The sequence below is a fragment of the Streptomyces sp. NPDC005576 genome (genome assembly GCF_042871745.1).
In the GTDB taxonomy this organism is placed as follows: Bacteria; Actinomycetota; Actinomycetes; order Streptomycetales; family Streptomycetaceae; genus Streptomyces.
Genome location: NZ_JBIAJC010000010.1, coordinates 187,765 through 212,681 on the forward strand (window position 1 = coordinate 187,765; position 24,917 = coordinate 212,681).

At 71.4% G+C, this 24,917-nt stretch carries 21 protein-coding genes; 6 read left to right on the forward strand and 15 right to left on the reverse strand.

The genetic code is table 11. The annotated features are described in order from the left end of the window. The first annotated feature begins 48 nt into the window (after nt 1-48). A complete protein-coding gene (locus ACFYPN_RS19650) occupies nt 49-1,896 on the forward strand; it encodes a GAF domain-containing sensor histidine kinase (RefSeq protein WP_389299663.1) in 1,848 nt (615 codons plus the stop codon). Nucleotides 1,897-1,961: 65 nt separating this feature from the next. Here the strand turns inward: ACFYPN_RS19650 and ACFYPN_RS19655 are convergent, their stop codons facing one another. From ACFYPN_RS19655 to ACFYPN_RS19680, 6 genes are all read right to left on the reverse strand, one after another. Continuing rightward, nucleotides 1,962-2,825, reverse strand: coding sequence for a Cof-type HAD-IIB family hydrolase (locus tag ACFYPN_RS19655; RefSeq protein ID WP_389299666.1), 864 nt, complete (start codon nt 2,823-2,825; stop codon nt 1,962-1,964). Nucleotides 2,826-3,113: 288 nt separating this feature from the next. Beyond that, a complete protein-coding gene (locus ACFYPN_RS19660) occupies nt 3,114-4,307 on the reverse strand; it encodes a hypothetical protein (RefSeq protein WP_389299669.1) in 1,194 nt (397 codons plus the stop codon). A 52-nt stretch (nt 4,308-4,359) separates the two neighbouring features. Then, entirely contained in the window at nt 4,360-5,262 is a 903-nt protein-coding gene (locus ACFYPN_RS19665) for an LLM class flavin-dependent oxidoreductase (RefSeq protein WP_389299671.1), read from the reverse strand. Between the two features lie 136 nt (nt 5,263-5,398). After that, the gene (locus ACFYPN_RS19670) at nt 5,399-5,857 is read right to left on the reverse strand and encodes an NUDIX domain-containing protein (RefSeq protein WP_358759562.1); all 459 of its coding nucleotides are present in this window, start codon (nt 5,855-5,857) and stop codon (nt 5,399-5,401) included. Nucleotides 5,858-5,962: 105 nt separating this feature from the next. After that, nucleotides 5,963-6,505, reverse strand: a complete 543-nt coding sequence (locus ACFYPN_RS19675) for an RNA 2'-phosphotransferase (protein ID WP_389299674.1) — start codon at nt 6,503-6,505, stop codon at nt 5,963-5,965. A gap of 714 nt (nt 6,506-7,219) precedes the next feature. Then, nucleotides 7,220-8,965, reverse strand: coding sequence for an SDR family oxidoreductase (locus ACFYPN_RS19680; protein WP_389299677.1), 1,746 nt, complete (start codon nt 8,963-8,965; stop codon nt 7,220-7,222). A 494-nt stretch (nt 8,966-9,459) separates the two neighbouring features. On the opposite strand from ACFYPN_RS19680, the gene ACFYPN_RS19685 reads away from it, so the two are divergent. From ACFYPN_RS19685 to ACFYPN_RS19705, 5 genes are all read left to right on the forward strand, one after another. Beyond that, the gene (locus ACFYPN_RS19685) at nt 9,460-10,545 is read left to right on the forward strand and encodes an ABC transporter ATP-binding protein (RefSeq protein WP_389299867.1); all 1,086 of its coding nucleotides are present in this window, start codon (nt 9,460-9,462) and stop codon (nt 10,543-10,545) included. Next, nucleotides 10,535-11,449, forward strand: a complete 915-nt coding sequence (locus tag ACFYPN_RS19690; protein ID WP_389299680.1) for an ABC transporter permease — start codon at nt 10,535-10,537, stop codon at nt 11,447-11,449. The genes ACFYPN_RS19685 and ACFYPN_RS19690 overlap by 11 nt, the downstream gene beginning before the upstream one ends. Further along, nucleotides 11,446-12,357: an ABC transporter ATP-binding protein gene (locus ACFYPN_RS19695; protein WP_389299683.1), complete on the forward strand. Its 912-nt coding sequence runs from the start codon at nt 11,446-11,448 to the stop codon at nt 12,355-12,357. The genes ACFYPN_RS19690 and ACFYPN_RS19695 overlap by 4 nt, the downstream gene beginning before the upstream one ends. 29 nt (nt 12,358-12,386) lie before the next feature. Beyond that, the gene (locus ACFYPN_RS19700) at nt 12,387-13,106 is read left to right on the forward strand and encodes an ABC transporter permease (RefSeq protein ID WP_358759571.1); all 720 of its coding nucleotides are present in this window, start codon (nt 12,387-12,389) and stop codon (nt 13,104-13,106) included. Nucleotides 13,107-13,428: 322 nt separating this feature from the next. After that, nucleotides 13,429-14,121, forward strand: coding sequence for a hypothetical protein (locus tag ACFYPN_RS19705; RefSeq protein WP_389299686.1), 693 nt, complete (start codon nt 13,429-13,431; stop codon nt 14,119-14,121). A gap of 123 nt (nt 14,122-14,244) precedes the next feature. Here ACFYPN_RS19705 and ACFYPN_RS19710 read toward each other — a convergent pair whose 3' ends face one another. The 9 genes from ACFYPN_RS19710 to ACFYPN_RS19750 all read right to left on the reverse strand — a co-directional run bounded on the left by ACFYPN_RS19710 (nt 14,245) and on the right by ACFYPN_RS19750 (nt 24,833). Continuing rightward, the gene (locus ACFYPN_RS19710) at nt 14,245-15,054 is read right to left on the reverse strand and encodes an HAD family hydrolase (RefSeq protein ID WP_358759575.1); all 810 of its coding nucleotides are present in this window, start codon (nt 15,052-15,054) and stop codon (nt 14,245-14,247) included. Then, on the reverse strand, nt 15,051-16,328 hold the full coding sequence (serS, locus tag ACFYPN_RS19715; protein WP_358759577.1) for a serine--tRNA ligase: 1,278 nt from the start codon (nt 16,326-16,328) through the stop codon (nt 15,051-15,053). The genes ACFYPN_RS19710 and serS overlap by 4 nt, the downstream gene beginning before the upstream one ends. 940 nt (nt 16,329-17,268) lie before the next feature. Then, on the reverse strand, nt 17,269-18,204 hold the full coding sequence (gene pheA, locus ACFYPN_RS19720) for a prephenate dehydratase (protein WP_389299689.1): 936 nt from the start codon (nt 18,202-18,204) through the stop codon (nt 17,269-17,271). Between the two features lie 297 nt (nt 18,205-18,501). Further along, on the reverse strand, nt 18,502-19,794 hold the full coding sequence (efeB, locus tag ACFYPN_RS19725) for an iron uptake transporter deferrochelatase/peroxidase subunit (RefSeq protein WP_389299870.1): 1,293 nt from the start codon (nt 19,792-19,794) through the stop codon (nt 18,502-18,504). 56 nt (nt 19,795-19,850) lie between these two features. Next, nucleotides 19,851-21,905 carry a copper resistance CopC/CopD family protein gene (locus ACFYPN_RS19730; RefSeq protein ID WP_389299692.1) on the reverse strand — a complete coding sequence of 685 codons (2,055 nt, stop codon included), beginning with the start codon at nt 21,903-21,905 and terminating at the stop codon, nt 19,851-19,853. A 15-nt stretch (nt 21,906-21,920) separates the two neighbouring features. Continuing rightward, on the reverse strand, nt 21,921-22,367 hold the full coding sequence (locus ACFYPN_RS19735; RefSeq protein ID WP_358759583.1) for a copper chaperone PCu(A)C: 447 nt from the start codon (nt 22,365-22,367) through the stop codon (nt 21,921-21,923). Beyond that, nucleotides 22,364-23,020, reverse strand: coding sequence for an SCO family protein (locus ACFYPN_RS19740; RefSeq protein WP_358759585.1), 657 nt, complete (start codon nt 23,018-23,020; stop codon nt 22,364-22,366). The genes ACFYPN_RS19735 and ACFYPN_RS19740 overlap by 4 nt, the downstream gene beginning before the upstream one ends. 110 nt (nt 23,021-23,130) lie before the next feature. Beyond that, nucleotides 23,131-23,868, reverse strand: coding sequence for a YcnI family protein (locus tag ACFYPN_RS19745; RefSeq protein ID WP_389299696.1), 738 nt, complete (start codon nt 23,866-23,868; stop codon nt 23,131-23,133). A 116-nt stretch (nt 23,869-23,984) separates the two neighbouring features. Further along, nucleotides 23,985-24,833 carry a hypothetical protein gene (locus ACFYPN_RS19750; protein WP_358759589.1) on the reverse strand — a complete coding sequence of 283 codons (849 nt, stop codon included), beginning with the start codon at nt 24,831-24,833 and terminating at the stop codon, nt 23,985-23,987. Between the last annotated feature and the right edge of the window lie 84 nt (nt 24,834-24,917).

Genomic DNA, 24,917 nt, shown 5'->3' on the forward strand with positions numbered 1-24,917 from the left:
GGGCAATCCCGACTTTCCGCGCGCATGGTCCCTCCGTACGCTCGACGCATGGCAGAGCGGCAGGAGCACCGGCGGGGCTCGGCGGCCGAGGACGGGACGGGCCAGAACTCGGTGGGTGTGGGTTACGGCGACGTGGGCCACGGCGAGGTGGGCCGGGCCTCGACGGGCCGCGGCGAGGCGGGCCGGAGTGCCTGGGACCAGGAGTCGCTCGAAGCGGCCACCCGGGCGGCCCGCGATCTGCAGGGCCTCTCCCCCGAGCTCACCGCCCGGGTGCCGCAACTGCTGGAGGCCATGCGCTCGGTCGGTACGGGGCTGGATCTGCACTCCACACTCGACCGCATCTGCGAGACCGCCGCCGAACTGGCCCACGCCCGGTACGCGGCGATCGGTGTCGTGGACGAGTCGGCCGAAGGGCTGCAGGACTTCGTCACCCACGGCATGTCGGCCGAGGAGGCCCGCGCGATCGGGCATCCGCCCAGTGGCCGCCGGGGCCTCCTCGGGGCGCTCATCCACGATCCGGCTCCGGTGGTGCTGACCGACCTCACCGCCGATCCGCGGTACGCCGGATTCCCGGCCGGCCATCCTCCGATGCGCACCTTCCTGGGCGTCCCCATCAGCGTTCAGGGACAGATTTTCGGCAATCTGTACCTCGCCGAAAAGCACCACGGCGGCGCGTTCAACGAGTACGACCTCCACATGGTCCGGGTACTCGCCACCGAGGCGGGCATCGCCATCGGCAACGCCCGCCTCTATGAGGCGGCCCGTCAGCGCGAGCGGTGGATCGACGGATCGGTCGCGGTCACCACGGCGCTCCTCGCGGGCGGGGACGCGGACGACGCCCTGAGCGTCGTGGCCGAGCAGGCCCGCCGGCTCGCCGACTCGGCCGCCGGTGCCGTCCTGCTGCCGGTGGGGAAGAACGGGGCGGACGGGCTGGAGGTGGTCGCGATCGCCTCCGACGATCCCTCCGCCTCGCTGGGCGTGATCATCGGACCGGAGAGCCCGGTCGTTTCCGCTCTGCTGGCGGGGGAGCCCGTGTTCATCGACGACCCCGGGGCCGACCCCCGCCTGATCAGCCGCGCGTCCGAGGGGTACGGCCCGAACATGCTGCTGCCGATGCGCAGCGGTGGCCGGATGCTCGGGGCGCTGTCCGTGCCCCGGGCGCCGGGGCAGCGCCCGTTCAGCGCGGCGGAACGGACACTCGCCGCACAGTTCGCCGCGCAGGCCGCGCTGGCGCTGATGATGGCGGAGGCGCAGCGCGACCGGGAGCGGCTCGCGGTGTACGAGGACCGGGACCGGATCGCCCGGGACCTCCACGACCTGGTGATCCAGCGGCTGTTCGCCACCGGGATGATGCTGGAGAGCGCCCAGCGCCGGTCGGTGGTGCCGGAGGTACGGGAGGGTGTCGGCCGGGCCGTGGATGAGCTGGACATCACCATCCAGGAGATCCGCACCGCCATCTTCGCCCTCCAGCAGGAGCCGGCCGAGGCGCCCTCCGGGCTGCGTGTACGGGTGCTGCGCGAGGTCAACATGGCGTCGGTACCTCTGGGCTTCACGCCCTCGCACCGCTTTCTCGGGGCGGTCGACACCCAGGTGGGCGAACTCACCGGGAAGAACCTGATCGCGGCCCTGCGCGAGGCCCTCTCCAACGCCTTCCGGCACGCCCACGCCTCACGGATCGACGTGGTCGTCGACGCCACGGCCACCCTGCCGGACGGGCGCGCCGCCGTCCGGCTGACCGTCTCCGACGACGGGGTCGGCATTCCGGAGGGCGGCCGCCGGAGCGGTCTGCGCAATCTGGCCCGGCGGGCCGAGTCACTGGGCGGGGCGAGCTGGTTCGGGCCGGGGCTCGGGGAGGACGGTGGCGGTACGTCGGTGGTCTGGGAGGCGCCACTCTGAGGCCCCGGCCGTCGGCGCTCGTCGTCCGGCGGCGATCGGCAGGTGTCCGGCGGTGCCCGTGCGGGTCAGTGGGCGGCGAGGAGGCGTTCGAGGACGACCGCCACGCCGTCCTCCTCGTTGGTGAGGGTGCGCCCCGACGCGGCGGACACGGCTGCGGGGTGGGCGTTGGCCATCGCGTACGAGGTGCCGGCCCAGGTCAGCATCTCGACGTCGTTCGGCATGTCCCCGAAGGCGATGACCTCCTCCGCGAGCACCCCGCGCTCCGCGCAGTACTCCGCGAGCGTGCGGGCCTTGGAGACGCCCGCTCCGCCGGCCTCCAGCAGCGCGGAGGGGCTGGACCGGGTGAAGGAGACCCGGTCCTCGGCGGCCTCACGGGCGAGGGCGAGGAAGGTGTCGGGGGCAATCGCGGTGTGGTGGGCGAGGAGCTTCAGTACGGGTGCGCCAGCGCCCGGTGTCTCCTCCTCCAGCAGCTTCTCGACGGGAGCCATGGTCGCCCAGGGGTCCTTGTGGAACGGCGGGTAGAGCGGTTCGTAGTGGAGACCGGTGGTGAACTCCACCGCGAACGTGGTGCCGGGGGCGGCGGCCCGGACCCGGCGCACGACGTCGAGTGCTTCGGCCCGGCCGAGCGGGTGGACCTTGATCAGCCGGCCACCGGCGCTCAGATCGACCACCGCGGCGCCGTTCGCGCAGATCGCGGTTCCGTGCTCGGGCAGATGCGACACCACCGCGTCCATCCAACGGGGCGGGCGCCCGGTGACGAAGAGGACGTGTACGCCCGCGCGTTCGGCGGCCAAGAGGGCGGCGATCGTGCGTGCCGACAACGTCTTGTCGTCGCGCAGCAGGGTCCCGTCCAGATCGGTGGCTATCAGCCGGGGCACGGCGGCAGGCGGTGCATCGGTAGGCGTGGTCACCGGTCCATTCTCCCGCATTCGGTGCACGGGCGTGCAGGGGGGCGCACATATGAGGGGTGCGCGCCGCTGAACTGGAGGATAGGCCCCTGTCATATGCCAATCCGCGGAGAAGGGGTTTCGAGGAGCGCGAGGCCCCCTGCGGCGAGCCCGGCCACCCCGCATGAGCCGGACGGCGGCCGACGGAGCCCGGCGGCGAGCGGGCGGAGGGAGCCTCTGGCAGCCCCGGGTCACGGAGACGCCCGGCCGACTGAGGTGGTGACCGGCGGATCATGCCCGGGGGCGCGACCTTGATCCGCCGGACACCACCTACCGGCCGCCGCGCGCGAGCACGCTGAGGCGGTCGCCGATGACCGAGACACCCGGACGGGGCTCGCTCTCGTAGTACCAGGGCTTGCGTCGGCGCAGCAGCGCCTCACCGTGCTCGCTCCAGACGAATCCGGGCCTCCGCAGCAGCTTCCGGAACACCTCGTCAGTCGTCTCCGGGTGAGCGGCGGCCAGACGGCGGATCGGCAACGGAGCGATCGACTCCTCACGCAGATACCTGCGCAGCAGGTCCTGGTGCGGCCTGCGGCCCGTACGGGCGGGGTCGGCGAAGAGGTCCCGCAGCATGCCGTATTCGGCGTAGAAGTTGAGCCCGTCGACCTGGTCGTAGATGACACCGATGGTGTCCGAGTCCGCCAGTTCCTGCGGGAACACGAACGCGGGCAGCTCCGGTCCCGGGAGCCGCCGGAGCCGGGCACGGCCCGGCTGTGCGGCCACGGCGGCTTCCTGGCGGTGGCGGTAGTAGGCGTTGAGGAGATCCTCGGCCTCGGCAGGCGGAAGGACCAACTCGTCGCCGCCGGAGAACTCGACGAACGCGGCCCGGTCCTCCCGCATCCGTTGCCGGCCCTGCTCGATCTTCAGGGGGTTGCGGAAGACCAGCTCTGGTCGGGTGGTGGCCAGTTCGAGCGCCGCCTGCGCGATGTCGGCGGCGCTGGACCTGGGGTAGTAGGACATCGCCCCGGACACCAGCCACGCCCCGTCGGCGGCCCCGACGGGTACCAGGCAGGTGTGGAGGAACCCTCCCCTGAACGCCTTGCGGAACGCCGCCCGCCCGACGTTCGAGTAGGTGCGGTACTCCAGGTCGCTGATCAGGTCGAGGAGGACGACGGCATCCCCGTCCTTGCGCTGGATCTCGAAGATGCCCTCGACCGGGTCACGCCAGCCGAGCAGCATCTCCCGGTCGGCCGTGGCCAGGTCGCTCCGGCCGGCGACGAACCGGTCCACCACGGTCGATCCGTCCGGCAGCCGGTATCGCAGGATGAAGTGGTCGGTGATCCGGATCGCCGCACCCTCGTCCAACTGCCGCGCGGGGCCGGCCGCCTCCACCAGGAGCGGCGTCAACCACCGGTCGAAGCGAGCACTCTGAGCGAAGGCGACCAGTTCTGCCTTCAGCTCGGCGCTGCGCTCGATGAGGTCGGTGAGCGAGGGTCCCCCCGCGCGCTGTACGGCGTCCGTCACGTTCCGCCCTTTCGTGCACACCGGTTCTGCGTGGAGGAGGTGCGGGTGCCGGTCAGGCCAGCTGCCCGGCGGCCTCCGTGGCGATCTTTTCGAAAACGGCCTGGTCGGCGGCGAAGTCGGAGTCGGGGATCGGCCAGTGGATCACGATTTCGGTGAAACCGAGCTCGTGGTGGCGGCCGGCGAAGTCGACGAACGCGTCCACGGACTCCAGCGGCCGGTTCCGGTCGGGGGTGAAGCCGTGGAGCAGGATCTTGTCCAGTCCGGCCACGTCCCGGCCGACCTCCGCACACGACTTGCCGAGCCGCTCGATCTGCCCGCGGAGCGCCTCCACCGACTGGTCCGGGGTGCCCGTCTCGTACAGCTTCGGGTCGCCGGTCGTCACCCACGCCTGCCCGTGGCGGGCGGCCAGCTTCAGGCCGCGGGGGCCGGTCGCCGCCACCGCGAACGGCAGCCGGGGGCGCTGTACGCAGCCGGGGAGGTTCCGGGCCTCCTCGGCGGTGTAGAACTCGCCCTTCTGCGAGACCGCACCCTCGGTGAGCAGCCGGTCGAGCAGCGGCACGAACTCGGCGAACCGGTCCGCACGCTCCCTCGGCGTCCACTGTTCCTGCCCGAGCGCCGTCGCGTCGAAGCCGTTGCCGCCGGCGCCGATGCCGAGGGTGACGCGCCCGCCGGAGATGTCGTCGAGCGAGATCAGCTCCTTGGCCAGCGTCACCGGGTGCCTGAAGTTCGGCGACGTGACCAGGGTGCCCAGCCGCAGGCGGTCCGTGGCCGTGGCGGCGGCAGTGAGGGTGGGGAGGGCGCCGAACCACGGCCCGTCGCGGAAGGTGCGCCAGGAGAGGTGGTCGTAGGTGTACGCGGCATGGAAGCCGACCTCTTCGGCCCGCTGCCACGTGGCACGGCCTCCCTGGTGCCAGCGGTCGACGGGAAGGATCACGGTGCTCAGGCGCATGCTCATACCCCCGAGCCTATGCCGGACCCGGACTTCCCTCCGTCCTGAGCGGGGTGGGCCGGGGCCTTTCCCGGCCGCTCGACGTCACACACGCGACCGGCGCGTCGTTCCCCTTGCCGCTCGCTCGGGGCGCGGGAGCGACCTACCAGCCGTAACGGGAGAAGGACGGGCCACCGTTCCGATACGCGGCCAGGGCCTGGGTGGAGGTGGGGAACATGGGTTCGGGCAGGCGGTCAGCGGCGACCCACCGGGCCGCCAGGTGTTTCTCCGGCTCGGTGTTGGTCAGCTTCCCGGTCCACGTGTCGGTGGCGAAGACGAAGAGGATGAACGGCCCGGCCCGGTCCCGGCCCTGTTCGACGTGGATGACGTGGACGAGGGCGAGGTCCGTCGCGTCGACGAGCAGGGCGGTCTCCTCCTCGAGTTCGCGGGCGGCGGCCTGGTCGAGGGCTTCACCCGGCTCGGCCTTGCCACCGGGGAGAGTCCAGGCCGGTTCGGGGGACCAGTGACGTGCGGCGTGGTGCACGGCGGCGATCGTTCCGGCGCGCTTGTCGTGGACGATCACGCAGACCATGTTGCGGCTGTTCATCACGCTGGTGCTCATGACGGTGCCCACTCCCTCGGTGCCAGAAGACGCGGGCCTCGGAGCCGGGCGGGCTCCGGCCCCGGGATTGCGGGTCTCCGGGTCCAGGGGACCGCGTTTCGCACCTCAGCCCGGGAAACGCAGGTAGGCGGGGGGTACGGACTCGGCCAGCCAGACCCCGTTGGCAGTGACGCGGAAGACGTGACCGGCGCGGTGCATCGCTCCCGCGTCAACGGAGAGCACCACGGGCCTGCCACGCCGCGCCCCGACCCGGGTGGCGGTCTCGCGGTCGGGCGACAGGTGGACGTGGTGGCGGGCCATGGGGCGCAGCCCTTCGGCCCGGATCTCAGTCAGTGACCGGGCCACCGTCCCGTGGTAGAGGAACGGTGGCGGTTCGGCCGGGGGCAGGTCCAGATCGACGGCGACGGTGTGGCCCTGGTGGGCGCGCAGGCGATCCCCCTCCAGAGCGAAACGCTGCTTGTCGTTGGCCACGACCACGTGTTCGAGTTCGGCCCGCGTGATCGGGAAGTGGTTACGGGCCGCAGCCTCCAGCAACTCCGCGACATCCACCCATCCGTTCGGGTCGAGTGTCAGCCCGATGCGTTCCGGCTGATGTCGCAGGTGCTTGGAGAGGTACTTCGACACCTTCACGGTGCGTCTGTCATCCATCCAGCCAGAGTGCCCGGCCTCTTCGGTCCGTGCATCCGGATTGTTCTCCCGCGCTTCGTGATGAGTGAGTGCAGCACCGAGGTTTGATCCACAAGCAACTCGACTTATCCACAGAGTATTTGGCGAATCTGTGGACAACAGGCGCGAGAAATAGTGCTTTTGGGTAACTAGGTTGGCATATGGACGCTATGTCTTCTCTGTCGGTAAAGTGCCATATTCTGTTTTGAGTTATCGGTCTCGTGCACCGGAGCGTCCACTCCTCTCCTCCCACGGGCCCCTCCGCGTCACCAGGTTGCCCACAGAGGCGGACGGGTTGCTCGGCCGATCCAACGGGCGACGCGCACTCCTCGTGCCATGGGCACGCACGGCAGACCGTGGCATCCGACGTGGTGAACAGCTCATGCGCCGATCCCCGTTCCGCCCACAGGCTCTCCAAGGCCGGTGGGGACAGCCGTGCTCCGGGCGCGGAGAACGTACTGACGTCCGGAGCGCCGTACGACCCGTCGAGTCGATCGCGAGCACCTGGCAGGCCCGGAAGCGGACCGCGCGGGAGGGCCGGGTGTGCCTCCCTGAATTCGGCTTCCCCGCATCCGGGATGGTCCGCTTCGAGGCCCAAGTAGGAACGGTGCCTACGCCGCACCCGCCCGCGAGGGGGCGCCGCCCGGAGCCCGGAACCCCGGCGCGGCGGGTGCGGCGTACCCAACACCGTGTAGGTCAGCCCCGCTTGGCCGGGACTCCCGGCCTGCTGCCCCGCCCGCGCCGGAGCAGCCCACGGAGACCCCGCCGCTCTCCCGGCACCACCATGAGGGCCTGATCGCGGACCACCGCCTCCAGTACCGCCTCGGCGACCCGCTCCGGCGTGTGGCCGCGAGGCCACTCCGGCGGGACGCCGGACCGGGACCCCGAACTCCCCTCGGTGGGGCCCGTTCCTGGGCCGACCATTCCCGGCAGCACCGCGCTGACCGAGACCGTACGGGGCGCGAGTTCGGCCCGCAGTCCTTGGCTGAACGCCAGCACGGCGGCCTGTGCCGTGCCGGGGGCGGCGATCCCCGGAGTGCGGGACGGCACAACGGGGTTGACCGGCAGCACGTTGACGATGTGGCCGCCCTGTCCGCGCTCGGCCATGCGCCCGCCGAACACCCGGCAGCTGTGGACGACCCCCAGGAGCCCCACGTCGAGGAGGTTCCGCCACTCCTCGCTCGTGGTCTCCAGGAAGGTGCCGGAGGGGGCCGTACCGGCGAGGTTGACCAGGACGTCGACGGTGCCGTACTCCGCCGCGACCTTCGCACCGAGCTTCTCCACCGCCTGCTCGTCGCCCGGTCCGGCGGTCTCCGCCCAGGCGGCCGGCGCACCGACGAGCCGGGCCGTCTCCGCCGTCCCGGCGGCGCCCGCCGCATCCCGGTCCACGGCCACCACCCGCGCCCCGGCCTCGGCGAACGCCAGGGCGGTGGCCCGTCCGACACCGTCGGCCGCGCCCGTCACCAGTACCAGTTGGCCGCCGAACCGGTCCGCGTAGCGGCCGGACGCCCTCGGGTCCTCCGCCGTCGCCCGGCCCGTCCCGGCGCGCTCCTGAGCGGCGACGAACTCGGAGATCCAGGCGACCAGCTGGTCCGGCCGGGTACGCGGAACCCAGTGCTGGGCGGGCAGCCGGCGGCGTACCAGCGTCGGTACCCACCGCTCCAGGTCGTCGTAGAGCGACTCCGACAGGAAGGCGTCCCCGGTCGGCGTGATCAGCTGCACGGGGACGTGGGCGTGGGCGTCGGGGCGTGGCCGGCGCAGCCGGGTACGGACGTTGTCACGGTAGAGCCAGGCGCCGTGGGCCGCGTCGCGGGGGAGCGAGGCGGTGGGGTACTCGCCCGCCGGTACCTTCTCCAGGCGCTCCAGGATGTCCGGCCACCGGTGTCCCAGCGGTCCGCGCCAGGCGAGTTCGGGCAGGACCGGGGTGTGCAGCAGGTAGACGTACCAGGACTTGGCGCCCTGGCCGGCGAGCTGGAGCACGCGGCGGGGGGTGGGCCGGGCCAGGCGTCCCTGGATCCAGTGCCCGAAGTGGTCCAGGGAGGGGCCAGACATCGAGGTGAAGGAGGCGATCCTGCCCTTGGTCCGCTCCACCGTGGCGAACTCCCAGGACTGCACCGAACCCCAGTCGTGGCCCACCAGATGCACCGGCCGGCCCGGACTCACCGCGTCCACCACGGCCAGGAAGTCGTCGGTCAGCTTCTCCAGGGTGAATCCCCCGCGCAGCGGCTTCGGTGCGGTCGAGCGGCCGTGGCCGCGCACGTCGTAGAGCACCACGTGCCACTGCTCGGCCAGCGCCGGAGCGACCCGCGACCACACCTCCTTGCTGTCCGGATAGCCGTGCACCAGCACCACGGTGGGCCGGTCCGGATTTCCCAGCTCGGCCACGCAGAGCTCGATGCCGCCCGTACGGACCCAGCGCTCGCGCGCTCCCGGCAGATGCATCCCGCCACCTCTCCTCGGTCGGGTGCCGCCCCTGCGGCATCCGTCTTCCTCGGCCCCGGCCGCCCGAACCCCGCCTACGGGCAGCGCATTTGGCGAGCTGTACGCGCCAGTAACGTGACAGTGAAGAATGTGTCCAGGCCGGGCGGGTGGTCAAGAGGGGCGCGCGCCCTGTGGACAACCGCTGTGGACAACCCTGGGGACAACTCCTGTGGAACTGCCGGTGGGAGGCCCGGGTGGGAAGCTCCCTTCCGCCCCGCCGAGGAGTCGGCCCACCGTCGGCCGCCGTCAACTCCGTTCCCCGGCAACGCGATCCGCAGCCCGATCGGAGACCGATCCGCGACGCGGCCGACATGTGCGGTGCCCCCGCCCATGTCGCCCCTGCGCCGGACTCCCCTACGGGTCTCTACAACTCAAGTTTGACGTGTATGCGACCGTCAGGTCTGACGACCGGCGTCGTCCGCACCACTACCGTCGTACCCGTGACTGTGATCGCGATGAAAGCCTTGAGCAAGCGGTACCCCCGGGTGACCGCTCTTGACCGGCTCTCCTTGGACATCGGACCGGGTGTGACCGGTCTGGTGGGTGCCAACGGGGCGGGCAAGTCCACACTGATCAAGATCCTGCTGGGACTCTCGCCCGCCACCGAGGGCTCGGCCTCGGTGCTCGGGATGGACGTCGCCACGCGAGGAGCCGCGATCCGGGAGCGGGTCGGGTACATGCCGGAGCACGACTGCCTGCCGCCGGACGTCTCGGCCACCGAGTTCGTCGTCCACATGGCGCGGATGTCCGGTCTGCCGCCGACGGCGGCCCGGGAGCGCACCGCCGACACCCTGCGCCACGTCGGCCTCTACGAGGAGCGGTACCGCCCCATCGGGGGCTATTCGACCGGCATGAAGCAGCGCGTCAAGCTGGCTCAGGCGCTGGTCCACGACCCGCGGCTGGTGCTGCTCGACGAGCCGACGAACGGCCTCGACCCGGTCGGCCGCGACGAGATGCTCGGTCTCATCCGCCGGGTGCACACCGACTTCGGCATCTCCGTCCTCGTCACCTCGCACCTCCTGGGCGAGCTGGAGCGCACCTGTGACCACGTCGTCGTCATCGACGGCGGGAAGCTCCTCCGCTCCAGCTCCACCAGCGAATTCACCCAGACCACCACCACGCTCGCGGTCGAGGTCACCGACAGCGACACCCACCCGGACGGCACCGACGCACTGCGGCGGAAGCTCGTCGGAGCCGGCGTCAAGCTGATGGGCGAGGGAGGCGTCGACACCGGCGGTCTGCCCGGAGCCGGTCACATCCTGCTCGTCGAGGCGACCGGCGAGGAGACGTACGACCTGGTGCGCGACAGCGTGGCCGGTCTCGGTCTCGGGCTGGTCCGCATGGAGCAGCGCCGCCACCACATCGCCGAGGTCTTCCGGCCGGCCCCGGCGGTGGACGCCGCCGTCCCCGCCCCCGCAGCCGTACCGCACTCCCCGGCCGCCCCGGCGGTCGTATCGCAGGCCCCGGCTCCCGGGGCCGTCCATCAGGTTCCGGCCCCCGGAGCCGTACAGCAGAAGGGGAGCGGTCCCGATGAGCACTGAGATCAGGGCCGGAGGCGCACTGCCCGGCGACGCCTCCCGCATCCACGACATCGGCTACCGCTCCTACGACGGCCCCCGGCTGGGGCGCGCGTACGCCCGCCGCTCGCTCTACGTGCAGTCCCTCAAGGGCGCGTTCGGGCTCGGGCGCTCCGCGAGGTCCAAGGTCCTGCCGATGCTGATGCTCGCGGTGATGTGCCTGGTCGCGGCGATCCTGGTGGCGGTCTCGATGGCCGCGCCGGGCGCCACGAAGCTGGTCGTGAAGTACACCTCGTACGCGATCTTCCTCCAGGCCGTCATCGGCCTGTTCGTGGCCTCCCAGGCCCCCCAGAGCGTCTCCCGCGACCTGCGCTTCCGGACGGTTCCGCTCTACTTCTCGCGGCCGATCGAGAACGCCGACTACGTGGTGGCCAAGGTGGCGGCGATGGCGTCCGCGCTCTTCGTGCTCACCGGGCTGCCGCTGCTCATCCTCTACGTGGGCTCGCTGCTCGCGAAGTTCGACTTCGGCGACCAGACCGGCTGGTTCGCCCAGGGACTGGTGTCGGTGGCCCTGCTGTCCGTGCTGTTCGCCGCCCTCGCGCTGGTGGTGGCCGCGGTGACTCCGCGCCGGGGCTTCGGGGTGGCGGCGGTGATCGCCGTGCTGACCATCTCGTACGGAGCGGTCTCCACGGTCCAGGCCATCGCGTATTCGACCGGGGCCGAGGGGGCCGTCCCCTGGTTCGGGCTGTTCTCCCCGATCACCCTGATCGACGGGGTGCAGACCGCCTTCCTCGGCGCCACTTCCACCTTCCCCGGCGAAGACGGCCCGGGAGCCGCGATGGGCGTCGTCTATCTGATCGTTGTCCTCGCGCTCATCACGGGCTCGTACGCCGCCCTGCTGCGCCGTTACCGGAGGGTCGGGCTGTGACCACCATCGAGATCGACCACACCTCCCGCTGGTTCGGGAACGTCGTCGCCGTCAACGACGTGAGCATGACGATCGGTCCGGGCGTCACCGGGCTGCTCGGCCCCAACGGCGCGGGCAAGTCCACGCTGATCAACTTGATGGCCGGTTTTCTCGCCCCCTCCACGGGGACGGTCACGCTCGACGGACGACCGATCTGGCGCAATGAATCGGTCTACCGGGCGATCGGCATCGTCCCCGAGCGGGAGGGCATGTACGACTTCCTGACCGGCCGGGAGTTCGTCGTGGCCAACGCCGAACTCCACGGTCTGGGCGCGGCGGAGGCCTCGCGCGCGCTGGCCACGGTGGAGATGGAGTACGCGCAGGACCGCAAGATCCAGACGTACAGCAAGGGCATGCGCCAGCGCGTGAAGATGGCGTCCGCGCTCGTCCACGACCCGTCGGTCCTGCTGCTGGACGAACCGTTCAACGGGATGGACCCCCGGCAGCGGATGCAGCTGATGGACCTGCTGCGGCAAATGGGCGAGCAGGGCCGCACCGTGCTCTTCTCCTCCCACATCCTCGAAGAGGTCGAGCAACTCGCCTCGCACATCGAGGTGATCGTGGCCGGGCGGCACGCGGCCTCCGGTGACTTCCGCCGGATCCGCCGGCTGATGACGGACCGCCCGCACCGCTATCTCGTGCGTTCCAGCGACGACCGCGCGCTGGCGGCGGCCCTGATCGCCGACCCGTCGACGGCCGGCATCGAGGTCGATCACCGTGAGGGCGCGTTGCTGATCCAGGCGGTCGATTTCGGCCGTTTCACCGCGCTGCTGCCCCGTGTGGCGCAGGAGCGGGGCATCCGGCTGCTGGCCGTCTCGCCGTCCGACGAGTCCCTCGAATCGGTCTTCTCGTACCTCGTATCGGCCTGACCAGTGGCCTGAAGGAGCTGTGAAGCGTCATGTACGACCCCACGGTCGCCCGGCTCACCTACCGGGCCCTGCTCGGCCGGCGCAGGGCCGCCATCCTGTTCGTCCTGCCCGCCCTGCTGATCGCGATCGCGATCGCGGTACGGCTCCTCGCGGGAGCCGATGACCAGATCACCTCGGACGTGCTCGGCGGCTTCGCGCTCGCCGCGATGGTGCCGCTCATCGGTGTCATCGCGGGCACGGGTGCCATCGGGCCGGAGATCGACGACGGTTCGATCGTCTACCTGCTGGCGAAGCCGGTGAAGCGCCCCACGATCATCTTCACCAAGCTGATCGTGGCCATCGCCGTCACCATGGTCTTCTCCGCGTTGCCCACCCTGATCGCGGGGATCATCCTCAACGGCAACGGCCAGCAGCTCGCGGTCGCCTACACCGTCGGGGCGCTCGTCGCCTCGATCGCGTACAGCGCGCTCTTCCTGCTGCTCGGCACGGTCAGCCGCCACGCGGTGGTGTTCGGCCTGGTGTACGCGCTGGTGTGGGAGACCCTCTTCGGCAGCACGATGCCGGGGGCGCGCACGCTGAGCGTGCAGCAGTGGGCGCTCGCCGTCGCCGAGAAGTCCGGCGCGGACGGCGCGATCACCGCCGACGTCCAGCTGCCCGTCGCCACGGTGCTGCTGGTCGTGGTCACCGTCGGTGCCACCTGGTACGCGGGCCAGAAGTTGCGCACCCTCAAGCTGGCCGGCGAGGAGTGAGGCACGGCGTCGGCCGATGAGCCGGTGCGGTACGGGACAACCCTCGTCCGGTGGGCGGGGGTTGTCCCGTTTCCGTCGGCGGTCACGGACCCGCGGGACCGCCGCGTGACGTGACGCCTGCCGGGTCGTTGGGCCGGATGCGTGGAGGCGACTGGAATCCGTGACGACGAGCGTTCGTGAAGCAGGGGAATGCCGGCCCCGGGTGCGTGAGCCCCGAACGGAGCCGGCCATCGAGTGAGTGGCACCCGTGAGCGACCTCCGCCCCTGATGCCCGGGGTGAGGGCCGTCCTTCGCCGTTCCCCCGCGTACGGAAGGCATGCCCATGCCCACGGAAGTCGCCCTGCTCGAATCCCGCGCTCTGCGCGCCGAGCGGATGGTGCGCGTCGACGTCCTCGACAAGGTGAAGAGCCTTGTCATGCTCCCGGACGGAATTCACGTCCGCACAGAGGACGTGGCGCGCTACTTCGAAGTATCCACAGAGGTGGTGAAGAAGGTCACCCAGCGCCATCGCGTCGAGATGGAGGAGAATGGGTTGTTGCTGCTGTGCGGCTCTGACCTGCGGTCCTTCCATAGGGACATGATGTCCCTATGGGGCGGCGGCGGGGAAAGTTATCCACAGGCAGCCGTCCGGCTCAGTCTCTACACCCGTCGTACGGTGCTCAACCTGGCGATGCTTCTTCGCGACAGCGACATCGCCCGCTGCGTGCGTACGTACCTCCTCGACGCCGAGGGAGACCTGCGGGAGCGGTACGACTCGCTCGATTTCCGCGTCACCCGCATCGAGAGCTGCCTCGCCGGAGTCGGGTCGGCCCTCCAGGAGCTCGGTCCGGTGCTGAGCAGGATGTCGGATCGGTTCGACGGTCTGGACCGGAAGCTGGGGGTGACCCATGAGGTCGTCGGTGCGATGAGTGGCCGACTCGCCGATGTCGCGCATGACGTACGACGGGTCGATGCCCGGCTGGACGACGTGGCTCACCGGCTGCGGGAGTTGCGGCCCGAACCGCGCGTGGGATGAGGACCGGCTCCGTCGCTGCGGGGCCGGACGTACGACTGCCCGCGGCCTTAGCGGGCCGCGGGCAGTCGTTGTGGTACGTCGCGTGCGGTGGGTCCCGCGGTACGTCGGATGGGCCGCCGAGGGCTACCGCGTTCCGCCGGCGAGGAGTTCCTCCAGGACCACCGCGATGCCGTCCTCCTCGTTGGAGGCGGTGATCTCGTCGGCCACGGCCTTGAGTTCGTCGTGCGCGTTGGCCATGGCCACTCCGTGGCGTGCCCAGCCGAACATCGGGATGTCGTTGGGCATGTCGCCGAAGGCGATGGTGTCCGCGGCCTTCACGCCGAGCCGACGCGCGGCGAGCGAGAGGCCGGTCGCCTTGCTGAGGCCGAGCGGGAGGATCTCCACGACCCCGGGGCCGGCCATCACGATGTTGACCAGGCTGCCCACGACCGCCCGGGCGGCGGCCGTGAGCTGGTCGTCGTCGAGTTCGGGGTGCTGCAGGAAGATTTTGTTCAGCGGCGCGGCCCACATCTCGTTCACGTCGTCGACCTGAACGACCTGCAGGCCCTTGTGGAACTGGTAGCCGGGGCCGACCATGACCTCGCCTTCCAGACCGTCACTGCTCGCGGCGAGCAGCAGCGGGCCCACCTCCGCCTCGATCTTGGAGAGCGCGAGCCCGGCGAGCTGCCGGTCCAGTGTGAGCGAGGTGAGCAGCCTGTGCTCGCCCGCGTGGTAGACCTGCGCGCCCTGGCCGCAGACGGCGATCCCGTCGTAGCCCAGGTCGTCCAGTATCCGCCGGGTCCACGGGACCGCCCGGCCGGTGACGACGATGTGCGCCGCACCGGCTTCGGTGGCGGCGGCCAGCGCCTCGCGCGTCCGCGCGGAGACCGTGTGGTCGTCGCGGAGCAGCGTGCCGTCCAGATCGGTGGCGACGAGCCTGAAGGGAAAGGTCACGTGGCGACCGGCTGCAAAACCTCGCGCCCGCCGAGGTACGGACGGAGCATCTCGGGCACGTGTACGGAGCCGTCAGCGAGCTGGTGGTTCTCCAGGATCGCCACGATCGTGCGCGGTACGGCGCAGAGCGTGCCGTTGAGTGTGGCCAGCGGCTGGACCTTCTTGCCGTCCCGCATGCGCACCGAGAGGCGACGCGCCTGGAAGCTGTCGCAGTTGGAGGCGGAGGTCAGCTCGCGGTACTTGCCCTGGGTGGGGATCCACGCCTCGCAGTCGAACTTCCGCGAGGCCGATGCCCCGAGGTCGCCGGTGGCCACGTCGATCACCTGGAAGGGAAGCTCCAGGCCGGTCAGCCACTGCTTCTCCCACTCCAGCAGCCGGCGGTGCTCGGCCTCGGCGTCGGCGGGGTCGACGTAACTGAACATCTCGACCTTGTCGAACTGGTGGACGCGGAAGATGCCCCGGGTGTCCTTGCCGTACGTACCGGCCTCGCGGCGGAAGCAGGGCGAGAAGCCGGCGTACCGCAGGGGCAGCTTGTCGGCCTCGATGATCTCGTCCATGTGGTAAGCGGCGAGGGGGACTTCGGAGGTGCCGACCAGGTAGAAGTCGTCCTTCTCCAGGTGGTAGACGTTCTCGGCGGCCTGGCCGAGGAAGCCGGTGCCCTCCATGGCGCGCGGGCGTACCAGCGCGGGGGTGAGCATCGGGATGAAACCGGCCTCGGTCGCCTGCGCGATGGCCGCGTTGACGAGGGCGAGCTCCAGCAGGGCGCCGATGCCCGTCAGGTAGTAGAAGCGCGAGCCGGAGACCTTGGCGCCGCGCTCCATGTCGATGGCGCCCAGCATCTCGCCGAGTTCCAGGTGGTCCTTGGGCTCGAAGCCCTCGGCCCCGAAGTCGCGGATGGTGCCGTGCGTCTCCAGGACGACGAAGTCCTCCTCGCCGCCGACCGGCACGTCCTCCTGGACGATGTTGCCGAGCTGCAGCAGCAGGCGCTTGGCCTCCGCGTCCGCCTCGTTCTGGGCGGCGTCGGCGGCGCGGACGTCGGCCTTGAGCTGATCGGCGCGCTTCAGCAGCTCCGTCCGCTCCTCGGGCGTGGCCTTGGGGATCAGCTTTCCGAGCGACTTCTGCTCGGAACGGAGTTCGTCGAAGCGGACGCCGGACGACCTGCGCAGCTCGTCGGCGGAGAGCAGGGCGTCGACGAGCGCGACGTCCTCTCCACGGGCGCGCTGGGAGGCGCGAACACGGTCGGGGTCCTCACGGAGCAGGCGAAGGTCAATCACCCCTCCAGGCTACCGGTGTGCGCTTCGGCTATCCGAACCGATATTGCCGAGCGTGTCACTTTGCCCTAATTGCCGTGAATGGTATCTCTGAGGGGAATCCCGGATTCGGGCGGGGAGCCGATGGGGAGCCGAGCCGGAGTGCGGTCGCCGGGAACCGTCCGCCGGTAATCGTCCGTCCGCCCGTCGTCGGCCGCTGGGAATGTCTGCGGGGTGGGCCGGGTGCGGGCCGGTGCGGGCCGGGTGCGCCGGCCATGCGGGAGGGATCCAAGAGATCCGGAGGGTGCGGTGCGGCCGAGGGGGCGACGGGTGTGGGCGCGGGGGTGGCGGGAGGAGGGGCGATCGAGGGGGCCCGATGCCCTGGATCGGGCAGGAAACACCCTCTCCTCGACGTACCGCCCTGCCGTGACGGAGAGTTGGGGACGATCTTCGCGGGAGGTTGTCCACAAGATGGCCCTGCTCGAAAGGGTTATCCACAGGCTGTGTGGAAAACCTGTGGATTCTTGAAGGTGGTTCCCGAAGCACGGTTCCGTGTGTCCCGGAAGGCATGGAATCCACCTTCAAACCGCTTTTCGTTCACCCATTCGAGCGTCAATTCGTCATTCTGTGCCTTTGATCAAGGTAATTGAGTAGAACGAGTCAGATGTGGATCATGGGGCCCCCTTGGGGGCTTCACCGCCCCCTGGGATCACCTGGGACGATTTGTCGATGATGTCGGGTGGTGGTGTCGACTTGTCCCCAGGCCGGGCCCGCAGCCTGTGGATAACTCTGTGAGTAGACGACCATCGGTGGATGCGGCCGCCCAGATGTGCACCCGGCGCTCCTTCTCGGATGCCTTCCGGGCGCCTCTCGAAAGCGGTCCGCGGTGGCCGATCGCGCCTCTCCCGCAGGCCACTCCCCGACCCGCAGGCCACTCCCCGACCCGTGAGCCACTCGCGAGCTGTCAGCCGCGCCCGTCCTGGCTGCGGGCCAGCCAGTCCGAGGCGGCGGCGAAGTCCGCGTCCGAGGTGCCCTCGCGCAGTGCGGCGATCTCTTCCGGCGTCACCCCGGCCCGGGGGTAGGAACCGAGGAAGCGGAGGTTCGGGCAGATGCGCTTGAGGCCCATCAGCGCCTCGCCCACCCGCCGGTCCGCGATGTGTCCCTCGGCGTCCACCGCGAAGCAGTAGTCGCCGATGCCCTTACCGGTCGGACGGGACTGGATGAGCATCAGGTTCACTCCGCGCACGGCGAACTCCTGGAGCAGTTCGAGCAGGGCGCCCGGGTGGTCCTCGCCCATCCAGAGGACCACGGAGGTCTTGTCGGCGCCGGTCGGAGCGGAGGGGCGGGCCGGGCGCCCGACGAGGACGAAGCGGGTCTGCGCGTTCACCGCGTCGTGGATCTCGGTGGCGAGCGGCACGAGCCCGTAGGTCGCCGCCGCGAACTCCCCGGCGAAGGCGGCGTCGTACCGCCCGTCCCGGACCAGCCGGGCCCCGTCCGCGTTGGAGGCGGCCGACTCCCACACGGCCTGCGGGAGGTGCGCGGCCAGCCAGTTGCGGACCTGCGGCTGCGCGGCCGGGTGCGCGGTGACGGACTTGACGTCCTCCAGCCGGGTCCCGGGCCGGACCAGCAGCGCGAACGAGATGGAGAGCAGCACCTCGCGGTAGATCATCAGGGGCGCGCCGACCGCCAGCTCGTCGAGGGTCGCGGTGATCCCGCCCTCGACCGAGTTCTCGATCGGTACGAGCGCGGCGGCGGCCTCCCCGTTCCGTACCGCGTCCAGCGCCGCGGGTACGGAGACCATCGGCACGAGTTCGCGGGTGGCGGCTTCCGGGAGCGTACGGAGCGCCACCTCGGTGAAGGTGCCTTCGGGGCCGAGATAGGCGTAACGCGTGGCGGACATGGCGTCACTCTAGTGCCGCGCCCGGCAGTGTTTGCCCCATGAGGAGCGGTGGTCGGTGCGTGCGATCGCCAGGCGGCCGGAAGTCCTTGTAACGGAGCCACCAGGGCTTTTGGCCAACGCCGCGAGTGCGCGTGCCGACCACCGCGACGGGGCAAAGTTTGCCGGGCGCGGCACTAGAAGCTGTCGGGGCGGCTTCCGAAGGCGTTCCACCGAGGGCAAGCCGAGTGGGTCGCCGGGCGGGCCGCCGAGCCGGTGCCCCGAGCGGGGCCGCCGCCCCGGGCCGTCGGCCCCGGGCGGTCAGGGCTCCAGCAGCCGCTGCCCGACGTACTCCCCCTCCGCGGCGCCGCCCGGCACCGCGAAGACACCGCTCGCCTCGTGCCGGATGAACGGCGAGAGCGCGTCCCCCCGGTCGAGTTTGCGCTGCACCGGCACGAACCCCCGGAACGGGTCGGCCTGCCAGCAGACGAAGAGCAGCCCCGCGTCCGGCGTCCCGTCCGGGTCGATGCCGTCGTGGTACGAGAACGGGCGCCGCAACATCGCCGCCCCGCCGTTCTTCCCGGGCGAGGAGATCCGGGCGTGGGCGTTCGACGGGATCATCGGCTTGCCGTCCGTACCGAGCTTGTCCAGGTCCATCGCGGTCGTCTCGTCGCCGCCGCTGAGCGGGGCGCCGTCGTTCTTGCGCCGGCCGATGACCCGCTCCTGATGGGCGACCGGGAGCTTCTCCCAGTCGTCCAGCAGCATCCGGATGCGCCGCACGACCGCGTACGAGCCGCCCGCCAGCCAGTCCTGCGCCGGGTCGGCGGCAGCGGAGGCCGGAGGCGCGGGCACGAAGATCCGTGCGTCGAAGTCGCTGTCGGCGGGCTTGGGGTTGTTGGTCCCGTCCATCTGGCCCATCAGGTTGCGGGCCGTCATGGGGCGGGCGGTCGCGCCCGGCGTGCGGTTGAAGCCGCTCATCTGCCAGCGCACGCGCGCCGCCGAACCGGCGGCCCGCTGGACCGCGCGCAGCGCGTGGAAGGCGACGAGCGCGTCGTCGGCGCCGATCTGCACCCAGAGGTCACCGTTCGACCGTCCGGAGTCGAGATGGTCCGAGGAGAACGCGGGCAGCGGGTCGAGCCCCGCGGGCCTCCGCTCCACCAGCCCGGTCCGGTCGAAGAAGGTACGGCCGAATCCGAAGGTGAGCGTCAGAGAGGACGGGCCGGCGTCCTGGGCGATCCCGGTGTCTCCGCCGGAGCCGGCCGGGCGGCCCGCCATCAGCTCCCCGGCCAGCGCCGACCAGCGTCGCATCAGGGCGGCGGCCTCCGTACGCCCGGCGCCGGGCGTGAGGTCGAAGGCGACGAGATGCCCGCTCGCCTGCAGCGGGGTGGTGATCCCCGGCTGATGTTTCCCGTGAAACATCGCCTCGGTCGAGCCGATCGAGGCGAGCGCCGCCGGCGCCTCGGGGCGCGTCGTGGCGTACCCGGTGGCACCACCCGCCGCCCCCAGCAACAGGCCGGCGGCACCGGCCGCCCCGGCGCCACCGAGCACCTTCCGCCGGGAGACCCCGTCGGTGGCGCGCGCGTCGACGTCGGCGGGGTCTCCGGTCGTCCCCACCGTTCCGGCGCGCTCCCGGGGGCTCTGCACGTTCGTGTTCCGTTCGCTCACGTCGGTCAGCCGATCTTCACGTTCTTGTCGACGGTGGTCTGGTCGATGTCCGAGGTGCGGACGGTGACCGCGAGTCTCCACTCGCCCGCCATCGGGATCTGGACGCCGCTCGCGGCCCAGTGGCCCTCGGCGAGCCGGTCGGGGACGACCGGCAGGGGGCCGATGCCCTTCGCCTCCAGCGTGAGCGCGAGCCGTACCTCCGGTACCTCCATCGCGGTGCCCTTCCCGTCCTCGATCCAGAGGTGGAGGTCGTTGGAGCCGGTCCGGCCGGGGTCGAGGTCCAGTTGGACGGTTCCCTTGCCGTTGATGCCGCCGGTGTCGAAGGGCAGGGTCACCGTGACCGGCTGGGCGACGGCCGGAGCGGCGGCGACGTTGGTCCGCGCGGCCTCCTCCTCCGTACGGCCCGGCTCGGTCGACGAGAGGAGGGTGGTGACGGCCAGCAGGACGACGGCTATGCCGGTCTCGACGAGGACCGAGCGGCGCAGTCCGGAGCGACCGGGGTCGGCGTCACGGGCCTTCCTCACCCTCGTCGCCGTCAGGGCAGCCTGCTGGCGGGCGAGTTGGGCGGCCCGCCCGGGGTCCGTGCTCGTGCTCACCCCTCCCGCGCCGGTAGCGGTGACGGACTCGGTGACGGACTCGGTGACGGACTCGGTGGCCGAGACCGTGACGAGTCCGGCCGCCTCCCCCTCCTCCTCCGTCTCCCTTTCCGCCTTGGTCCCCGTCCCCGTCCCCGTCTCCGTGCCCGTCGCTGTCTCCTCGGGCGCCGGCAAGGTCCCGGACGCCTCGGCGCCCGTCAGCCGTCCCGTCCAGCGCCGGGAGATCCAGGCGACGCCCACGAGGACCGCGACCAGCCCGACCTTCACCAGCAGCAGCCGGCCGTAGGTGGTGCCGGTGAGCGCGGACCAGGAGCCGACCTGGCGCCAGGACTGGTAGAGCCCGGTTCCGGCGAGCACCACCACACTGCCGAACGCCATCCGCGAGAAGCGGCGTACGGCGCCGACGGGCAGTTCGGGGGCGCGGCACAGGGCGGTCAGCAGTGAGGCCAGACCACCCAGCCAGGCCGCGACGGCCAGCAGATGCGCCATGTCGACCGGCATGGCGATGCCCGGCTGAATGCCGGTGGAGGCGTGTTCGGCGAGCGACCAGGTGCCCGCGATGCCGGTGGCGACGACCGCTCCGCCGAGCGAGAGGCCGAAGGTGAGGTCCTTGCGTTCCTCCTCGTCCTCGCGCCGGGGGTACGTACCGAACAGCACGGCGACGAAGAGCGCGGAGGCGCCCAGCAGGAGCAGCCGGGAGACCAGTGCGGCGCCCGGCTTTGTCTCCAGGGACGCCTGGAGGCCGGCGAGATCGAAGGCGTCGGCGAGCTTCCCGCTGCCGGTGTACGGATTGCGCAGCGCCAGCATCACCAGGGTGGACGCGGTGAGGGTGATCCAGCCGCCGAGGACGAGCCGTTGCAGCGGGCGGACCGAGGCGCCGCCCCGCCAGCAGGCGAGGACGAACGCGGAGCCGCCCGCGAGCAGGATGAAGCCGGCGTAGGCGGCGTAGCGCGCCATGCCGTAGAGCACGCCGACCACTCCGCCGCCCGCTGCCTGGGTGGGCAGCGCGACGGTGGTGGTGGACGGTGCGCCGATGGAGAAGGTGAACGCGCCCGAGACGGGGTGGCTGTCGGCGGAGACCGCCTGCCAGGCCACGGTGTAGGTGCCGTCGGGAAGTCCGGAGTGGAGCGTGACGGCGTACCGGGCGGCCTTGCCGTCACCCACCGCACGCGGGTCACCGGTGTCGGCCCGAGCGCCGGACGGGTCGAGCACCCGGATCGCGTCGTCGCTCAGCGAGACGGACTCGGAGAAGGAGAGGGTGACGTTCTGAGGTGCGGCGTCGACCACCGCCCCGTCCTGCGGGTCGCTCCCCGTGAGGGCGGCGTGCGCGGACGCGGGGGCCGCGCACACCAGCATCAGGCCGAAGAACAGGCCGGTCAGCGTGGCGAGGAGCGCGGACGCGGTGAGCGGCCGGCCTGTCGGGGAAGGCCGGACACGACCTGCGTGCGGGGCGGTGGCTGTCATGGTGGGTTCAGTCCCTCACTGCTTCGCCGGGTTGTAGGTCGTCTCCTCGACGGGGAGGTCGACCGTGATGGGGCCGGTCTTCTCGAAGTGCAGTTCCACGGAGATCTTCTGTCCCCGCTTCGGCTGCCGCTTGAGTCCGCTGAACATGATGTGGCTGCCGCCGCGTTCCAGGTCCAGTTCGCCGTTGGCGGGGACCTCGAAGGACGAGACCATCCGCATGGCCTGGCCCTTGGTCTCGTGGATCGTGACGTGGTCGGAGATCGAGCTGGTCACGGAGGTCAGCCGGTCGGTGGCGCCGCCCTTGTTCTCCACGACGAGGAACGCCGCCGCGATGTCGCTGACCGGTTGCGGCATGAAGGCCCCGACGACCTTCAGCTCGGGGGAGCCCGCGGAGGAGCACCCGGCGAGGGTCAGGCCCGTCACGAGGGCCAGCCCACCGGCGAGGACCGTCCGGCCTGTCACGGCTTCGCCCCCCGGATGAGTGCGGGGAGGTCCGCGGTGTAGTCGTCTGCGGTGGTGTCCTCGCTGTAGATGACGTATCCGGCGTCGGTCTTCGGCGAGAACGCCATGACCTGGGCGCCGTGCATGGAGACGACGGTGCCGTCCTTCTCCGTCGTCGCCGGGTCGATGCCGATGCCCATCGACCGGGCGCCCGCCTGGATGGTCCTGAAGTCGCCGGTGAGGCCGATGAAGTCGGGGTCCTGGGCCTTGAGCCAGGCGCCCAGGGAGGCCGGGGTGTCGCGCTCGGGGTCGGTGGTGATGAAGACGACCCGGAGTTCGTCCTGCTCGGCGGCGGGCAGCGCGCGCTTGGCGAGCGCGATGTTGCTCATGGTCAACGGGCACACGTCCGGGCAGTTGGTGTAGCCGTAGTAGATGAGCGTCGGCTTGCCCCTGGTCTCCTCGCGGAGGTCGTACGTCTTGCCGTGGGTGTCCGTCAGGACGAGGTCCGGCTTGGTGAACGGCTGGTCGAGGACGGTGGCGGCCCGGGTGGTGGTGGACGTGGAGACGTCGGCCACCGGTTTCGCGGCGGTGTCGTCGTTCGAGCCGCAGGCGGTCAGTGCCAGTGCCGCCGCCGCGGCGAACGCGAGGGCCGGCGCCAGTTTCTTGGTGCGCATGAAGGATGTGTCCTGGTCTGTGGTGCGGTGGATGGCTCGGGGCGTTCCGGCGGCCGGGCCGGGCGCGCGTGCACCCGGCCCGGCACGGCCGGACGGTGGGCCCGGGTGGGTCAGACGGTACGGCGGCGGGAGAGGACGCCGAACGCGACGCCCGCGATGCCGAGGACGATGCCGACGACGCCCAGCACTCGTGCGGTGCTGTCGCTCGTCCCGTCGGACGACGCGGTGGCCGTGGTGGTGTGACCGGCCTCCGCCGACGCGTCGGTGCCGGTGCTCTTGGAGTCGGCGGCGGCGCCGTGGGCATCCGTCGCGGCGTCGGTCAGGGTCAGGACCGGCGCCGGGTTCTCGGGCTCCTCGCCGCTCGCCGGGGTCTCCTCGATCCAGCGGACGACTTCCTTGTTGCTGTACGTCTGGAGCGCCTTGAAGACGAGCTGGTCGGTGTCGTCGGGGAGCTGGCCCACCGAGAGCGGGAACTGCTGGAAGTACCCGGGCTTGATCGCGGCGGAGGCGTCGGCCGTCCAGGTGACCTTGGAGACGGCCTCGGTCACCTTCTTGCCGTGGACATCGAGCGGCTTGGCGAGCGTGGCCTTGGTGACGTCGATCTTCCACCCCGGCACGGCCTGCGGGCTGACCGAGGAGAGCGGGTGGTCCGTGGGGAAGTTGACTTCGAGCTTCACCGTCGAGGCGTTGTCGCGCTCGTTGGGGACCTTGAAGTTGATGGTGGCGTAACCGCCCTTCGCCGCCTCCCCCTGGGGCTGCACACCGACGTGGGCGGAGGCGGGACCGGCGAGCAGCAGGACGGTGGTCGCGGCGATGCCGCCCGCGACGGCGATACGGGAAACGTTCATGGCAGGGATCACTCCACTGGGCATGGGAAACGGTGGTCCGGCGCGCGGGAGCGCGACGGCATCACGACACCTCCGCCCCGCGGTGCCGGCGTACGGCACGGGGGAAAGTCGTCGCGTCAGGCTGCGAGGGCGTACGCGGCGGGAGGCCCGCGCCTGATCACCAGATGCTGCAATGGATCGCCGGTGGCCGGAGCCGGGGCGTCCACGGGGGTACGGGCCGGGCGCGGCCCGGCGGTCTGGGCTCCCGGGAACCCGGCACGCAGGACCCGTACGAGCGCGAGCGCAGCCCGCAGGGAGCGCAGCCGCGCGGCGGCGGCGAGTTCCCGCCCGCCGTGCGCGGAGAGCCGCGCCAGCCCGAAGAGCGCCACCTCGCCCCTGCGCAGCAGCCAGCCCGTGGCGAGTGCGGCCAGCAGGTGGCCGAGGATCATCGGCAGGCCGGGCAGGAGCCCCGCCGCGGAGCCGGTCACGGAGGACGTGGCGGCCGTGGCGGCGGCGGACGCGAGGTGGACGTGGGCGCCCGTCGCGGTCGCCGGATCGACGCCCGCCTCCGTGACGATGCGGTGGGCCTGGGCGACGCTGATCGATCCGGCGGTGTCCCCGCAGACCAGCGAGGCGGCGAACCGGACGAGCGACGCGTCCCCGGTGGCCGGGGCCGCGGGGGATGCGCCCATGGCGGCGGCCGTCATGGGGTGGGCGAGCCCGAAGAGCGTGTGCAGCGCGAGCTGTCCGCCGGCCAGGACCGCGGCGATCGACGGCAGTGACCGCTCCCGCCCGGCCAGCGGTGCCACCGCCGCGAGCACGACGAAGAACCCGCAGAGCAGCGCCCACCACGGCACGGCGGAGGTGGAGGCGAGGCCATGTCCCGCGGCGGACAGCACGACACAGACCGCGGCGAACACCGAGGCCCTGAGGAGCCGCAGACCGGCTCCGGCGCGTGTGACGGACCGTGCGTCAGGCGTAGACATGGCCGGGCCATCATCGCACTGCGCCCCCGCCCGTGGGGCGGCAGGTCCGGAACGTCATCTTCCGTACCGTTCGGGGTGCGTTGC

What these genes read in the sequence shown, in the direction of transcription:
- ACFYPN_RS19730 (WP_389299692.1), bottom strand. Translation starts at nt 21,905, where the DNA reads ATGACAGCCACCGCCCCGCACGCAGGTCGTGTCCGGCCTTCCCCGACA.
- ACFYPN_RS19690 (WP_389299680.1), top strand. Translation starts at nt 10,535, where the DNA reads ATGAGCACTGAGATCAGGGCCGGAGGCGCACTGCCCGGCGACGCCTCC.
- ACFYPN_RS19745 (WP_389299696.1), bottom strand. Translation starts at nt 23,868, where the DNA reads ATGAACGTTTCCCGTATCGCCGTCGCGGGCGGCATCGCCGCGACCACC.
- ACFYPN_RS19750 (WP_358759589.1), bottom strand. Translation starts at nt 24,833, where the DNA reads ATGTCTACGCCTGACGCACGGTCCGTCACACGCGCCGGAGCCGGTCTG.
- ACFYPN_RS19650 (WP_389299663.1), top strand. Translation starts at nt 49, where the DNA reads ATGGCAGAGCGGCAGGAGCACCGGCGGGGCTCGGCGGCCGAGGACGGG.
- ACFYPN_RS19685 (WP_389299867.1), top strand. Translation starts at nt 9,460, where the DNA reads ATGAAAGCCTTGAGCAAGCGGTACCCCCGGGTGACCGCTCTTGACCGG.
- pheA (WP_389299689.1), bottom strand. Translation starts at nt 18,204, where the DNA reads ATGTCCGCCACGCGTTACGCCTATCTCGGCCCCGAAGGCACCTTCACC.
- ACFYPN_RS19680 (WP_389299677.1), bottom strand. Translation starts at nt 8,965, where the DNA reads ATGCATCTGCCGGGAGCGCGCGAGCGCTGGGTCCGTACGGGCGGCATC.
- ACFYPN_RS19700 (WP_358759571.1), top strand. Translation starts at nt 12,387, where the DNA reads ATGTACGACCCCACGGTCGCCCGGCTCACCTACCGGGCCCTGCTCGGC.
- ACFYPN_RS19665 (WP_389299671.1), bottom strand. Translation starts at nt 5,262, where the DNA reads ATGAGCATGCGCCTGAGCACCGTGATCCTTCCCGTCGACCGCTGGCAC.
- ACFYPN_RS19740 (WP_358759585.1), bottom strand. Translation starts at nt 23,020, where the DNA reads ATGCGCACCAAGAAACTGGCGCCGGCCCTCGCGTTCGCCGCGGCGGCG.
- ACFYPN_RS19675 (WP_389299674.1), bottom strand. Translation starts at nt 6,505, where the DNA reads ATGGATGACAGACGCACCGTGAAGGTGTCGAAGTACCTCTCCAAGCAC.
- ACFYPN_RS19670 (WP_358759562.1), bottom strand. Translation starts at nt 5,857, where the DNA reads ATGAGCACCAGCGTGATGAACAGCCGCAACATGGTCTGCGTGATCGTC.
- ACFYPN_RS19705 (WP_389299686.1), top strand. Translation starts at nt 13,429, where the DNA reads ATGCCCACGGAAGTCGCCCTGCTCGAATCCCGCGCTCTGCGCGCCGAG.
- ACFYPN_RS19655 (WP_389299666.1), bottom strand. Translation starts at nt 2,825, where the DNA reads ATGCGGGAGAATGGACCGGTGACCACGCCTACCGATGCACCGCCTGCC.